This window comes from Hirschia baltica ATCC 49814 (assembly GCF_000023785.1).
Taxonomy (GTDB): Bacteria; Pseudomonadota; Alphaproteobacteria; order Caulobacterales; family Hyphomonadaceae; genus Hirschia; species Hirschia baltica.
This window is the reverse complement of the sequence record NC_012982.1, coordinates 169,288-183,982: the sequence shown is the minus strand read 5'-3', so window position 1 is coordinate 183,982 and position 14,695 is coordinate 169,288. Positions and strand designations below refer to the sequence as shown.

At 47.5% G+C, this 14,695-nt stretch carries 16 protein-coding genes; all 16 read left to right on the top strand.

Annotated features, from left to right (window positions below; translation table 11 throughout):
* The 16 genes from HBAL_RS00865 (at position 1) to HBAL_RS00790 (ending at position 14,668) form a co-directional block, all read left to right on the top strand.
* Positions 1-624 carry a 5-oxoprolinase subunit B family protein gene (locus HBAL_RS00865; protein ID WP_012778032.1) on the top strand — a complete coding sequence of 208 codons (624 nt, stop codon included), beginning with the start codon at positions 1-3 and terminating at the stop codon, positions 622-624.
* Entirely contained in the window at positions 621-1,547 is a 927-nt protein-coding gene (locus HBAL_RS00860) for a 5-oxoprolinase subunit C family protein (RefSeq protein WP_012778031.1), read from the top strand. The genes HBAL_RS00865 and HBAL_RS00860 overlap by 4 nt, the downstream gene beginning before the upstream one ends.
* Before the next feature lie 167 nt (positions 1,548-1,714).
* A complete protein-coding gene (locus HBAL_RS00855) occupies positions 1,715-2,653 on the top strand; it encodes a peptidoglycan-binding protein (RefSeq protein WP_012778030.1) in 939 nt (312 codons plus the stop codon).
* 306 nt (positions 2,654-2,959) lie between these two features.
* Positions 2,960-3,586 carry a 50S ribosomal protein L21 gene (locus tag HBAL_RS00850; RefSeq protein WP_012778029.1) on the top strand — a complete coding sequence of 209 codons (627 nt, stop codon included), beginning with the start codon at positions 2,960-2,962 and terminating at the stop codon, positions 3,584-3,586.
* A 44-nt stretch (positions 3,587-3,630) separates the two neighbouring features.
* Positions 3,631-3,906, top strand: a complete 276-nt coding sequence (gene rpmA / locus HBAL_RS00845) for a 50S ribosomal protein L27 (RefSeq protein ID WP_012778028.1) — start codon at positions 3,631-3,633, stop codon at positions 3,904-3,906.
* A 154-nt stretch (positions 3,907-4,060) separates the two neighbouring features.
* On the top strand, positions 4,061-4,669 hold the full coding sequence (locus HBAL_RS00840; protein WP_012778027.1) for a GNAT family N-acetyltransferase: 609 nt from the start codon (positions 4,061-4,063) through the stop codon (positions 4,667-4,669).
* 29 nt (positions 4,670-4,698) lie between these two features.
* The gene (gene obgE / locus HBAL_RS00835) at positions 4,699-5,766 is read left to right on the top strand and encodes a GTPase ObgE (protein WP_012778026.1); all 1,068 of its coding nucleotides are present in this window, start codon (positions 4,699-4,701) and stop codon (positions 5,764-5,766) included.
* A complete protein-coding gene (gene proB, locus HBAL_RS00830) occupies positions 5,754-6,917 on the top strand; it encodes a glutamate 5-kinase (RefSeq protein ID WP_012778025.1) in 1,164 nt (387 codons plus the stop codon). Before obgE ends, proB begins: the two co-directional genes overlap by 13 nt.
* A gap of 51 nt (positions 6,918-6,968) precedes the next feature.
* Positions 6,969-8,249, top strand: coding sequence for a glutamate-5-semialdehyde dehydrogenase (locus HBAL_RS00825; protein ID WP_012778024.1), 1,281 nt, complete (start codon positions 6,969-6,971; stop codon positions 8,247-8,249).
* A gap of 60 nt (positions 8,250-8,309) precedes the next feature.
* On the top strand, positions 8,310-8,915 hold the full coding sequence (locus HBAL_RS00820; RefSeq protein WP_012778023.1) for a nicotinate-nucleotide adenylyltransferase: 606 nt from the start codon (positions 8,310-8,312) through the stop codon (positions 8,913-8,915).
* A 165-nt stretch (positions 8,916-9,080) separates the two neighbouring features.
* On the top strand, positions 9,081-9,443 hold the full coding sequence (gene rsfS, locus HBAL_RS00815) for a ribosome silencing factor (protein WP_012778022.1): 363 nt from the start codon (positions 9,081-9,083) through the stop codon (positions 9,441-9,443).
* 76 nt (positions 9,444-9,519) lie between these two features.
* Positions 9,520-9,978, top strand: a complete 459-nt coding sequence (gene rlmH / locus HBAL_RS00810) for a 23S rRNA (pseudouridine(1915)-N(3))-methyltransferase RlmH (RefSeq protein ID WP_012778021.1) — start codon at positions 9,520-9,522, stop codon at positions 9,976-9,978.
* 97 nt (positions 9,979-10,075) lie between these two features.
* A complete protein-coding gene (locus HBAL_RS00805) occupies positions 10,076-11,317 on the top strand; it encodes a murein hydrolase activator EnvC family protein (protein WP_012778020.1) in 1,242 nt (413 codons plus the stop codon).
* 94 nt (positions 11,318-11,411) lie between these two features.
* The gene (locus HBAL_RS00800) at positions 11,412-12,743 is read left to right on the top strand and encodes a S41 family peptidase (RefSeq protein WP_149037338.1); all 1,332 of its coding nucleotides are present in this window, start codon (positions 11,412-11,414) and stop codon (positions 12,741-12,743) included.
* A gap of 175 nt (positions 12,744-12,918) precedes the next feature.
* Positions 12,919-14,169 (top strand): divergent polysaccharide deacetylase family protein, encoded by a 1,251-nt coding sequence (locus HBAL_RS00795; RefSeq protein WP_012778018.1) that lies wholly within the window; start codon positions 12,919-12,921, stop codon positions 14,167-14,169.
* A complete protein-coding gene (locus tag HBAL_RS00790) occupies positions 14,147-14,668 on the top strand; it encodes an RNA pyrophosphohydrolase (RefSeq protein WP_049763115.1) in 522 nt (173 codons plus the stop codon). Before HBAL_RS00795 ends, HBAL_RS00790 begins: the two co-directional genes overlap by 23 nt.
* The last annotated feature ends 27 nt before the right edge of the window (positions 14,669-14,695 follow it).

Here is a 14,695-nt window from a genome sequence, read left to right as displayed (position 1 = left end):
ATGGCATTTGAATTTATCCAGATAGCGGACGACCTTCTATCCTTTAAAATTGCTGCTTCGATAGAACGCACCAATCTGGCTGCAAAGCTGCGCACATTGTCAGGCATAGACGAATGCGTTGAAGGCATGGAAACAATCACCCTGCAATTTGATCCGCTTTCAACGGATATAACTGCCCTCAAAAGCAAAATTGCAGACCTTGAAACCCAAATCACAAACCAAAGCGCTCCTTTGCAAGATGTCATCACCATCCCCATCATATATAATGAAACAACTGGGCCTGATTTAAAGCATGTCTGCGAGGCATTGGGCCTCAGCGTAGATGATTTCATCCAGCAACACACATCTCAAATATATAAAGTCGACCTTATCGGCTTCACCCCTGGTTTTGCTTATATCGGCGGTGCTGCATTTGATATCCCACGCTTAAAAGAACCCCGTGTTAAAGTTGAGGCTGGTTCTGTTGGTCTAACCTCGGGCTATACCGGCATTTACGCCCTTGAAGGCCCAGGCGGTTGGCCCATTATTGGGCGCACAACAAAAAAACTATTTGATCCAGATCAACAAGATCCATTTATTCTTAGTCCGCACATGCGGGTAAAATTTGAAGCTGTCTCGCCATGAGCCTGATAATCATCCGCCCCGGCATGCAAGCCAGTCTACAAGGCAGACCGCGCCTCCATCATCGCCATCAAGGTGTCCCCGCCAGTGGACCTGCGGATGAACATTCCTTCGCGCTCGCCAATCTTGCTGTCGGAAATTCCGTCGATACAACTTGTGTTGAAATAACAGCTGGCGGATTTGAAACCATCATCAAACATCCCGCCACAATTGCTCTAAGCGGCGCGCCATGCCCTGCTTATCTCAACACCCAAGCTATACCTTTTTATCAGCCTATAAAAGTCAAAGCCGATGATGTCCTGATATTGGAGCCACCACCATTTGGGTTTCGCACCTATCTAGCCATTGCAGGTGGATTAGAAGCGTCATCATTTCTTGATAGCACATCCACATATATGCCCGCTCATCTAGGTGGGCATTCTGGCCGCGCACTTAAACCAGATGACGAAATCAAATTTGCCAATTCTAATTTTAATCCATCGCCCAAACCTATCCCTAAAGAGATCTACCCTTTTTTCTCCAATCATTGGCTATTGCGTATCGGCGAAGGGGCTGAATTTGGTCTTTTAAGCGAAAGCTCCAAAAACGTGTTCCTAAACCAGAATTTCAAAGCCGGAACACGCATAAGCCGCATGGGCATACAGCTGGAGACACCTACCCTATCTCTAATCTCTGATGGCCGCATGAAAAGTGAACCAGTTTTCCCTGGCACAATCCAATGCCCTGAAAACGGAAAACCCTTTATTCTTTTATCTGATGCCCAGACCACGGGAGGCTATCCACGTATAGGGCAAGTGATACGCGCCGACCGTCATCGTTTAGGGCAAATCCGCCCGAATGATAAAATTACGTTTGTACTCACACAGCAAACCGATGCGGTGAATATCCTTAAGCATCAACAAAACGCGATTAACGCCGGTATTTAACGGGTCAATCCAAGCCGGATCGTTTTAAAAATCCCCTATACGTTGTTTTCGTGCATCATTCTTAAGCTGAATTACCCCTAAGCGACGAACCCGCTGGACGCGATCTATTATTAACGGCAAGTTAATATAGTATATGAAATTAAACGTATTTTCGCAGGGTGGACCAAATGAACTTAATATCTAGAGCGCTCGCAGCAGTCTCTTTATGCGCGATTAGTGCTCCGGCTTTTGCACAGGTGGACCTCCCACCCAACGCCAGAGCAGGTGAATGTTACGCAAAAGTGCTCGTGCCTGCGCAATACTCAACAACAGTCCAACAGATTTTGGTGAAACCTGAATCTCAAAAAATCAAAAAAATCCCTGCCCAATACGAAACAATCGAAGAAACATATCTAGTTCAGGATGCTTCTTTTGAATATGTGCCCGTTCCACCGCGTTATGATTATGTTGAAGAGCGCGTCATTGTTTCTCCAGAACGCATGGAAAAGAAAGTTATTCCGGCAAGAACAGAAACGGTCGAAGAAAAAATCATGGTTCGCCCTGCCCGCGTTGAATGGAAACCCGGTCGCGGTGCCCTCGAACGTGTTGATGACGCAACAGGCGAAATCATGTGCCGCGTCGAAGTGCCAGCGGAATATAAAACAATCCAACGTCAGGTCATTCTAGAGCCTGAGCGCATTGTCGAAGAATTAGTGCCAGCAAAATACGACACAGTGCGCCGCCGCGTCGTTGTGGAACAAGCAACAGTGCAACGCAAAGAAATACCTGCCAAATACGACACGCGCAAAACACGCCGCGTTGTTGAGCCTGAGCGCACAGAAGTAGAATATGTGCCGCCTGTATATGATCAGGTTGAGCAACGTGTTCAAACGGGAAGTGAACGCCTAGAATGGCGCGAAATTTTGTGTGAAACCAATACAAAACCAAACACTATTCGCCAATTGCAACAGTCTTTAAACAATCAGGGCTTTGATGCTGGTACAGTTGATGGGCAGGTTGGCCGTCAAACACTGACAGCCGTTCGTGATTTCCAACTACGCGAAGGTCTGCCAACAGGTGGGCTAACTTTAGCAACTTTGGAGAGACTTGGCGTAAACCCAAATTAGGTAGAAACAATTCATGGTGACGGAATTTATTTTTTCCGTCACTTGCGCATTTGGACGGCTCTATATAAGCGATTCAAAGAGATTTATCCGCAGGTTTGCAGAAAAACCGCAGATATTATCGATTCAATGTCACGAAACATTTGACTTTCGTTCCGCTCTTCGTCTATATGCGCGCTTCGCGCTCTTAAACTTGACGGGTTATACTCGGTTGGTTGTTGAGAGTGTCTCAAGATTTTGGAAGAATTCGCGCAGGCTGGCAAGAGGCCTCCTTGACGCGACAACCGACAGGCAAAAGGTCGTTAAGTTATGTTCGCGGTCATCAAAACGGGCGGAAAACAATATAAAGTCGCTCAAGACGACGTCATCACAGTAGAGAAGCTAGCTGTTGAAGCTGGTTCCGAGTTCGTTTTCGACAACGTACTGATGATTGGCGAAGGTGAAAAAGTAGACATGGGCGAGCCAGTATTGGCAGGCGCTCAAGTTGTAGGTGAAGTAGTTGAGCAAACACGTGGTAAGAAAGTTATCACTGTTAAGAAGCGTCAACGTAACACTTACCGTCGTAAGTTGGGTCACCGCCAACACCACACAGTTATTCGCATCACTGACATTCTCGCCAAAGGCGGAAAAAAAGTGACTGCTGCTAAAGCGGCTGCTCCAAAAGCAGAAGCACCTAAAGCTGAAACACCTGCAAAAGCTGCTCCTAAAGCGGCAGCGGCCCCTAAAGCTGCTCCAGCAGAAGCAAAAACTGACGACATCACAAAATTAACTGGTGTTGGTAAAGTGGCAGCTGGCAAACTAGCCGAAGCCGGTTTCACAAGCTTTGCACAACTCGCAGCTCTAACAGCAGAGCAATTTGCTGACCTAGACACAAACATTTTCAAAGGTCGTGTACCTTTTGATCAAATCGTAGCTGAATCAAAAGATCTAGCTTAATCGTAACGTAGCGCTGACTGCGCACCTAACATGGAGATGCTGTTATGGCACACAAAAAATCAGGTGGTTCGTCCCGCAACGGCCGCGATTCAGAGTCAAAACGTCTTGGCGTAAAAAAATACGGTGGCGAAGTTGTTATCCCTGGTAACATCATTGTTCGCCAACGCGGAACACAATACTACCCAGGCGACAATGTCGGCATGGGTAAAGACCACACAATCTTCGCTAAAGTGGAAGGCAGTGTAAACTTCCGCAAACGCGCTGGTGGCCGCCAATATATCAACGTTCTTCCCGTCGACGCGCCGAAGGCAGCTGAATAGCGGTAAACGTCTGAGACACAGGACCGAGCCGCTTCATAGCTGAAGGCTGCGCTCGCGATAAATCCCAAAAAAGGGGAAGCGGGTCACCGCTTCTCCTTTTTTTTCGCCTATATTTATCCTTTAAACAAATTACATGCATTGTGAGGTACGCAAAATGAAAAAGAGCCAGGAACAATCTAGCTTTGTTGCAACTCTACCTGTCATGGAAACTGAACGCCTCATTTTACGCGAATGGAGCTTGAAGGATGCGCCCGAAGTCGATACACACTTCAGTGACGAAGACGTCGTAAAAATGACAGGTTCGAAACCATTTCCCTACCTGCCAAACACGGCGTACGGCTCTATCGCAACGCGTCACGGCAGATATCTACGCGGTATGTGCTATGATTTTGCAATTGTAGACCCGACAACAAAAGCCATTATCGGTGGATGCGGTGTGTTTAAGCGCACGCCAGATGCGCCATTTGAGCTTGGATACTGGATTGGCAAGGCCTATTGGGGCAAAGGAATAGCAAGCGAAGCAGCAAAATGCGTAATGGATTGGGCAAAACAAGCCTTAAACCCAGACATGATTGTCGCTGGCCATTTCGCTGACAATCCAGCCTCAGGCCGTATTCTCGATAAGCTCGGCTTTGGCCGTGTGGGTGGTATAGATGAAACAATACCTATGTATTCTTTAGCACGTGGCACAACAGCCCCGGGATATACGTATATTTGGCCCGCACAAAAGGCTGCTATCACACCTCTTTCTGCGCTGCATTGATATAGCGCACACACGACTGGACACACACGATGAAGTTTTTGGATCAATGTAAATTATATATCGCTGCCGGTTATGGCGGAGATGGATGTGTGTCTTTCCGACGTGAAAAATACATCGCGCATGGCGGTCCTGATGGCGGCGATGGCGGTTTAGGCGGCAGCGTTTGGGCCGAAGCTGTTGAAGGTCTCAACACCCTAATCGACTATAGATATAAGCAACACTTCCAAGCTGAACGTGGCGGGCACGGTATGGGCCGCAACCGCACTGGTGCCGGCGCAGAGGATGTAATCATCAAAGTCCCTGTCGGCACACAAATTTTCGAAGAAGACCAAGAAACTCTAATTGCAGACCTAGCCAAACTTGGCGACAAGGTTCTTCTTGCTCAGGGCGGAAATGGTGGTTGGGGAAATATTCGCTTTAAAACCTCTACCAATCAGGCACCTCGCCGTTTTAATCCGGGCTTACCGGGCGATGAACGCTGGATTTGGATGCGCCTAAAACTCATCGCAGATGCAGGTCTTGTAGGTCTTCCAAATGCCGGAAAATCTACTTTTCTAGCTGCGACTTCTGAAGCCAAACCCAAAATCGCAGATTATCCATTCACCACGCTCACGCCTAATTTGGGTGTTGTCAGCCTTGGAGTCGGTTCTTCTTTCGTACTCGCTGATATTCCCGGCCTTATCGAAGGCGCGGCAGACGGCGCTGGCATTGGTACGCGTTTCCTCGGCCATATTGAACGCTGTAGCGTCTTACTTCACCTAATTGACGCCTCTCAGGACGATCCAGACAAAGCCTACCAAACTGTTCGAAATGAGCTTGTAGAATACGGCGCAGACCTTGAAACAAAAATAGAAATTGTCGCTTTAAACAAATCAGACACCCTCGATGCAGAAATATTAGAGGAACAGTCTCAAAAACTTGAAAAAGCATGTGGCAAGAAACCATATATCATCTCAGGCGCAACAGGAGAAAATGTTAAAGAAGTGCTCGGACATGTATTCAGCGCGGTCAACGAGCAACGCCAAATCGAGTTAGACAAAGCAGCCGCCAAACAAGCACGTGAAACGGGAGAAGAACAAGAAGGATGGACACCATAACAAGCACTGAAGGCGTGGACTTATTAGCCAAAGCCGAACGTGTTGTCATAAAACTTGGATCAGCCCTTATCGTCGATGAGGATGGCTTGGCCGATGCAGCTCGCATTCAAGCTATATCTCGCGATGTCATATTTCTATTAGGAGAAGGCAAACAAGTTGTCATTGTCTCTTCAGGCGCAGTTGCTCTGGGTCGGGAAGCATTAAACCTTGGTTCTAAAAAATTAAAACTAGAAGAAAAACAAGCCGCTGCAGCCGCAGGACAATTACGCCTGATGCGGACATGGGAAGATGCATTCCTCGTCCACAATATTCCGGTCGCACAAGCGCTCCTCACAATTGATGATACAGAAATCCGCCGCCGTTGGCTAAATGCGCGCGCGACACTTGATACTCTGCTCGAAGCTGGCGCTGTCCCGATCGTCAATGAAAACGACACCATTGCAACAGACGGTATCCGCTTTGGTGACAATGACCGCCTCGCTGCACGTGTTGCTCAAATGATCAGTGCTGATGTTCTTATTCTTCTCTCAGACATTGATGGTCTCTACACAGCAGATCCACGCAAAGATCCCAAGGCCAAACACATCCCATTCGTCAGAGAATTAACACCCGATATCATGGCCATGGGCGGCGAGCCTAATGCTGAAACGGGTATGGGTTCTGGCGGCATGGCCACAAAACTAGAAGCCGCCCGTATCGCCATGACAGCAGGGTGTGCAACAGTTATCGCTCTTGGACGACCAGAAAGCGACGAGTTTGACCTCCCACTCAGCGCCATCAATAATGGTGCCTTGGCGACATGGTTTATTCCAAGTTTCACACGGGAAACTGCGCGTATTCAATGGCTCATGGGTGCCTTGCAGACATCCGGCACGGTTTATGTCGATGAAGGTGCAGCACGCGCCGTCAAAAATGGAAAAAGCCTCCTTCCTGCGGGTATACTCTCTGTTGAAGGCCATTTTGATCGCGGTGACGGCATTGATGTCGTCGGGCCCGGCAACGTATTAATTTCGCGTGGTTTTAGCGCCTATTCCTCAAGCGACTCCATGAAACTCATTGGATGCAATTCAAGCCAGATTGAAAGCATTGTTGGATATAAAGGTCGACCAGCCCTAATCCACACCGATGATATGCTCGTTCTTGAATCCTAAGATTCAACGACAATTTTTTACTCGATTCTAAGCCCCTCAAGGATCAAGACTATGACAAAGAATTTTAATAGCGCTGAATTAGAAAGCGTCATGCTGGACATGGGAGCACGCGCACGTGCCGCGTCCGCATTGCTTGCAAAAGCCGGCCCAGAAGCACGCACAAAAGCTTTAAATGCAATGGCGACACGTATCCGTGAAAACGCCTCTTCAATTTTAGAAGCAAACGCCAAAGACATGGTCGCCGCTCGCGCTAAAGACCTCACGCCCTCACTCCTAGACCGCTTAGAACTTTCCGCTGATCGCCTTGAGAGCATCGCGCAAGGACTTGAAAACGTTGCTAATGTTGCCGACCCAGTTGGCGATGTGCTCGCAAGTTGGGAACGTCCCAATGGCCTGAAAATTTCGCGTGTACGTGGCCCAATCGGCGTGATCGGTATCATTTATGAAAGCCGTCCAAATGTGACAGCCGATGCCGGTTCCCTTTGCGTACGCTCTGCAAATGCCACCATCTTGCGCGGTGGTTCAGAAAGCGTGCATTCCGCAACAGCCATAACAACAGCGTTGCAACAAGGTCTTGAAGATGCAGGCCTGCCCAAAGATGCTGTTCAAATGGTGCCAACCACGGATCGCGATGCTGTTGGCCACATGCTCAAAGGCTTGAATGGCAATCTAGATGTCATCGTTCCGCGCGGTGGTAAAGGTTTGGTCGGACGCGTACAAGAAGACGCGCGCGTGCCTGTGATCGGACACCTTGAAGGCATTTGCCACACCTATGTGCACGAGAATGCAGACCCACAAAAAGCAGTTGATATTGTCACCAACGCAAAAATGCGCCGCACGGGTATTTGTGGCTCCACAGAAACCATGTTGATTGATGCCAGTATCGCAAATGATCTTCTGCCCAAAATTGCCGCGTCTCTTGTCGCAGCAGGATGTGAATTGCGCGGCAATGACAAAGCTCAAGCAATTGTCGATATGAAAGCAGCCACGCAGGAAGATTGGAGCACAGAATATCTTGCACCAATCATATCCATCAAAGTTGTTGAAAATATTGACGAAGCCATCGCTCACGTGGAAACATATAGTTCTGGCCACACAGAAGCTATCATCACTGAAGACACTGCGGCAGCAGAACGTTTCCTCAATGATATCGATGCGTCTATTGTCATGCACAATGCCTCTACACAATTTGCAGATGGCGGCGAGTTTGGAATGGGTGCTGAAATTGGTATCGCAACGGGACGTCTACACGCACGTGGACCTGTCGGTGCAGAACAATTGACAATATTCAAATATCAGGTTCGTGGAACGGGCCAGACAAGACCAACATAATCAGGACCACTCAATGACACGCCGAATGAAGATAAACGCAATTGCATTGGAGGCACACGCTTGAGCCGCCATCTATTGCGTTTGCCTTCAGCGACGGATGGCATGAAAATTGGCTTGTTTGGTGGATCTTTTGATCCTGCCCATGCAGGCCATGCTCATGTCGCCGAAACGGCTCTAAAGCGGTTGAATCTGGATTATGTCTGGTGGATTCCTGCACGCGGAAATCCTTTAAAATCAACACAGACAGCATTTGAAAAGCGCTTTGCATCGGCTGAAAAAATGGCAAAAGGTCCGCATATGCGGGTCACCGACATCGAAAAACGCCTCGATCTAAGCTACACAAACGCCCTCATTCAACATTTAAAAACAACCGCTCCTAAAGCACACTTTGTCTGGATAATGGGCGGCGACAATCTCATTAATTTCCACCACTGGCAGGGCTGGAACCAGATTGCCGAAGCTGTCCCCATCGCTGTGGTTGCAAGGCCGGGCGCTGGCGCGCGCGCGCGTTTTTCCAAATTTGCTCGCCGCTATAGTCATGCAAGGATTGCAGATGCGCGCGCGGCTTCTCTGGCAACCTCCAGCGCGCCGCATTGGGTACATCTTCGCGCGCCACTAAATAGCGAAAGTTCAACCCGTCTACGCGGCAACTCTAGCAGTTGGTAAAAATGCGATTTGAAATTCATGTTTGGCCAATTTCGGACAACGTGTTAAAAGATATATAAGGCCGCAATTGGCCACTAGTATTTATGAAAGGTTCTAGCTCTGTCCGCTCAAGATATGCGTACCGCCGCTGATAACACTGTTAGCGACAACGAAGAGGCCCCGCATATGGCCTCATCCGCCCAAACAAACTCAATTCCACAGATGATTTTAGACCGTCTTGATGACGATAAAGCTGAAAACATCGTAGAAATTGACCTGATGGGTAAATCCTCAATTGCAGACACAATGATTATCGCATCAGGCCGCTCAACACGTCATGTTGGCGCTCTGGCCGATCACTTAACGCGTGCTTTTAAAGAAGCCGACGTACATGGTGTCCGTGTTGAAGGACTTCAAAACTGCGACTGGGTATTGCTAGATGCTGGTGACACAATTGTTCACCTATTCCGTCCTGAAGTAAGAGAATTCTATAATCTAGAACGTATTTGGGGTGCTGAAACACCCTCTTCGGACCATCTTTCAGCTTAAGCACTCATAGCTTATTGATTATATCGCCAGCTTTTTCATGACGGAGAAGCTGGCGTTTTTTATACAGGACATTTTCATGCACATTAAAATAGTCTGTGTTGGCCGCATGAAAGACTCTCCCGAACGCGACATGGTCAATGACTATATCCAACGCGCTGCCAAAACCGGACGCGGACTTGGAATACGCTCCGTCGAAGAAATAGAAGTCGATGCAGGCGGAGGAAAAGCAAAAGAATCCGAACGCATTTTAGCGCGCACAGGAAATGCAAAACTCATCCGACTGGATGAACGCGGTAAAGCGCTAAAATCTATGGAATTCTCCAAGAAAATTGCAAATTGGCGTGATACTGGCGAAGACATCGCCTTTCTTATAGGCGGCGCAGATGGACATGATCCCGAATTAGCAAGCAAAGCTAAAGAAGCCATCTCATTTGGTGTGCAAACTTGGCCACATAAACTTGTCCGCGTCATGATTGCAGAACAAATCTATCGTGCATTATCAATTGAAGCGGGTTCCCCCTATCATCGAGAATGAAAATAGTGTTTCCTATTCACACATGGCCATAGCCAAATGTTAGTCACACAAAAAGTGTTCACCCTCGGTTAGCAAAACGCATTCTATAGATTGGCGCATGTTGTCCCGTTATGCTTTTTCTTCCTTGCTGTTTGCTTTGCTCGCTATGATAGCGGCACCTGTTAGTGCAGACGATAAAACAACTGAAAAAGACACATTCTCCATCAGTGACCTTGAACGCGTCGAAGCTGAACGCGACAAAGTTCTAAAACGCCTCAAAAAACTCGAAAAAAGCGAAAAAAAGGCTGACCGCGAACTTCAAGAAATTGATGATGATCTTGTTCGCGCTGCTGCCGATAGTCGTCGCCGAGAAACGGCTGCCAATGATGCCCAAATGGCGCTCAATGAATTAGAGATCAAAGAAGTGCAAGCACGCCGCGCGCTATTGGCGGATGAAGAGGCGCTAGCAGATGTGTTGGCAACTCTTATGAGTTTCGCCTCAAAACGTCCCCCAGCTCTTACCACGAGTCCTGAAGACACAAGCGCGGCGATACGGGCTGCCATTTTAATGGGAGATATTGCACCCAAACTCGCCACTGAAGCTGAAGAACTTGCACAAGAACTCGATACACTAGCCACACTCCAGAACAAAATTCGTGAAGAAAAAGACGATTTAACGCGCGCAGAACAAACTTTACTCGCACGCCGACAAGAGATTGAAGCGCTCTATAAAGAAAAGCGCGCGCGACGTATCGAACTCACAAAAGCAACCATGTCTCTACGCACTCAAAACGAGAATCTAGCTAAAGAAGCCAACACATTACAAATCTTGCTTGCCTCTATCAGAACCAAAGCCCCAACGGCCCCAAGCAAAAAACCGCCTCCTCCCCCACGATTTGCAAAGCTCAAGAAAAACAAAATAGAAGCTCCAAAAAATCGCCCCATTTACAATGGCTTCGGTGGAATATCGGGTATTCAAAGGCCCGTAATTGGCACATTGGTCAACGCCTATGGCAGCCCCAAAACCTCGACAGGCAAAGCTTTAGGCCAAACTTGGCAAACCCGAAAAGGCGCACATGTTGTCTCGCCTCGCGATGGTCGTGTAGAATATGCTGGCGTTTTCCGCACTTATGGGCAAATATTAATTCTTGATTTAGGTGAAGACTACATGATGGTACTCGCCGGATTGGATGCTATATATGCGGAAGTCGGACAAAGTGTCCTAAGTGGCGAACCCGTCGGACGTATGTCAGTTTCGGACAAACAAACGCCCGAATTGTATATTGAATTAAGACACCTAGGAACGACTATTGATCCAGAAGTGCTACTCGCAAAAAGTACGAATGGCTCAAATGGTTGATTGGATACAGAGTGACTTTGTGAAACACTGGTTTTTGTGACACTGAATCACTAGATTGATACTATAGTGAATTATGCGAGGCGAGCGCGAAAAAATGGAGCGTGATTATATGCGGTTAAGGTTTATTGGACCGGCTCTTGCGGGAGTTCTGGGGCTAAGTGCCTTCGTCTGGAACGCAGACAGTGCACCAGAAAACAGCCACGCTGAAACATATCAACAGCTTGATTTATTTGCTGAAATACTCGCTCGCGTTCAAACAGAATACGTCACTGGCGTCGACGAAGCCGAAGTCATGGAAGCCTCCATCGACGGCATGCTCACCTCTCTCGATCCACATTCAAGCTATCTCAATCCCGAAGAATATCGCTCAATGCAAGTACAGGCATCAGGCGAATATGGTGGATTGGGTATTGAGATAACCCAGCAAGACGGTTTCATTCTTGTTGTATCTCCCATGGATGATACACCCGCCAGTCGCGCAGGCATTCAACCGGGCGATTATATCTCTGCAATCAACGGTGAACCCATTGTCGGTCAACCTATGAATGACAGTCTCAAAGAAATGCGCGGCGCTCCGGGTACAGATATTCTGCTCACTATTTTGCGCGAGAATGAAGAGCCATTTGATGTTTCCCTAACACGTGAAATCATCAAACAAAATTCAGTTTCTTTCCACACTGAAGATACAATTGGATATATCCGTATCTCTAGCTTCAATGAACAAACCACAGATGGCGTCAATGATGCCCTGACCGCGTTGAAAAAAGAGCTTGGAACCAAAATGTCCGGCTTGATTTTAGACCTTCGCAACAATCCTGGTGGCCTACTCAATCAGGCCGTAGGTGTGTCGTCTGCCTTTCTTGATGGTGGTGAAGTCGTATCAACACGGGGTCGCCACCCCAATGATGTTCAACGCTATAATGCGCGCCAAGGCGAACGTGTTGAAGGATTACCAATCATTGTTCTTATCAATGGTGGTTCCGCTTCAGCAGCTGAAATCGTGGCCGGAGCCCTTCAAGACCATAACCGTGCGACCATTCTAGGTGAGATTTCATTTGGTAAGGGATCTGTTCAATCCGTTATCCCCTTAGGTCCACAAAGAGGCGCGATAAGACTAACCACATCACGTTATTACACACCTTCCAACGCATCTATTCAGGGCGCAGGAATTGAACCAGACATCGAAGTTGCACAAACACGCCTCTCTGATGAGGAAATGGAACACATAGAGAAGCGTCAAAAACGTTATTCCGAAGCAAATCTTCGCAATGCACTGGAAAACGACCAAGGACGTGAGCGCCGCCCGCCTCATATCCCAAATGATCAACCGCCAGTGGGTTATTCAGGTGAAGATTACCAATTGGAACGCGCGCTGACTAAATTACGTTCGATGGATTTTGCAAGCGATCTTTCCCAAAAAGGATAAAGCTTCAAATTTTGTGTAAATTTATCGTGGCAACTGGGTAAAATCTGCCCGGTTGCTTCGTTATGTTTCCAACTTGTTAACTGCGTTTTCCGATACTGTGTTTGAAATTTGTTTTCCGAGACCATTTGCAATTGCCCAAATGTCCCGCCGGAAAATGCAGTAGGTAATGTCTATTATGTCTTCAAATATCAAACTAGGTGCATCTCCCCTGAACACAGGCTTAAAGCACTTTGCAGCAGGGTTTGCAGCAATTGCGGTAGTGGTTGGCTTAAGTGCAGGCTTTGTGCAACTCACTGGAAATGAAGATGCAGGCAGCCCTCATGCAAGTGTAGGCTTATTTGTCGATAGAAATGCGCCTGCTCCCGTTTTGAAAACGCGTTTGGCCGATCAACCACTTATTCACGATATCCCGACGGAACATCATGTCGAAACGGCTTCTCACGAAGACACAGAGCCTAGTCTGCCAGTATCTGATCCAACTCATCAGGCACCAAGCTATGCAGAGTATGCAGAAACAGATTCCGGCGAGGACGTGCGTATCACGCGCCTTTCGCAAGCTGAAAAAATTCAACCTGTTTCCGAAGAACGAAAAGCTTTGGTTCGTGCGCCTATACAAGGCCTATATGAAAATGGTGCTGTTGGCCGGTTACCCAAAATAGCCGATGATGGCCGACGTCCAGCAGACATTTATGCACGCCCACACACACCTAACGGCAAACCCCAAGTGGCGCTCATCGTTGGTGGTTTGGGTATAAAGCGTAGCCTCACCATGCAGGCCATTAACGACTTACCTCCTGAGGTTACACTTTCATTTGTTCCCTATTCTTCCGATCTACAAACATGGGTGAACCGTGCCAGAGATGCAGGTCATGAAGTTCTTCTAGAAGTGCCTATGGAGCCTTATGATTATCCAAATGTAGATACCGGCCCAGATACATTGCTAACAACGCTTTCGGCCCAAGAGAATGAACGCAGACTTAAAGTTATTCTCGGACAAACAACCGGTTATTTTGGTGTCATCAATTATCAGGGGGCAAGACTCGCCACAGAATCACGCGTCTTATCACCTATCATGCGCGAAATTCACAATCGCGGTTTGGCAATGATCTATGATGGTGCAGCAAATAGATCGGTTTTCCCTTCTGTAGCCAAAGAAATAAATATGAATTTTGTAGAAGCAGACCGTATTGTTGATACAGTCCCCTCTGCAGATGCCATAGACAAAAACCTTCTTCATATTGAAGCTCTAGCCCTTCAAAACAAAGCAGCTTTGGGTGTTGGTTTTGCTTTCCCCGTCACTGTTGATCAGTTTAAACAATGGTCTGATACACTTGATATGAAGGGCTATGAGCTAGTACCAGCTTCTGTGCTAACCGGTATACAAACAGCCAATGAAGAAAGTAATGGCGTTGACTCAGCTTATTGATACGACATTGCAAGGATCACGTGATCCTCAAAAATACAGACCCAATGCTGGTCTGGCTGTATTCTCACAAAAAGGGCATGTGTTTGCAGGCCATCGCGCGGGTGCGACTGGCCCTTTCCAATGGCAGCTACCCCAAGGAGGCATTGACGCTGGAGAAGATATTCTAGCCGGTGCATACCGAGAGCTAGAGGAAGAAACAGGCATCACACAAGATAAAGTCGACTTCCTCGAAGAGATCGAACCTTGGTTGTATTATGATTTTCCAGAAGAGGTCTTACAGCGGTTTAAAGGCAAATATCTTGGTCAAAGACAAAAATGGTTCGCCTTTCGTTTTAAAGGCCTGGAAAGTGATATTAAGCTTGATTTGCACGAACCAGAATTTGATGCTTGGAAATGGATTCCACTGCAAGATGTGCCAGAATTAATTATTCCGTTTAAACGCGATATCTATGAATCTATTTCGCAAAAATTCCAACAATGGACGAATTTGACAGACTGATTACTTAAGTCATTAACCATTATAACC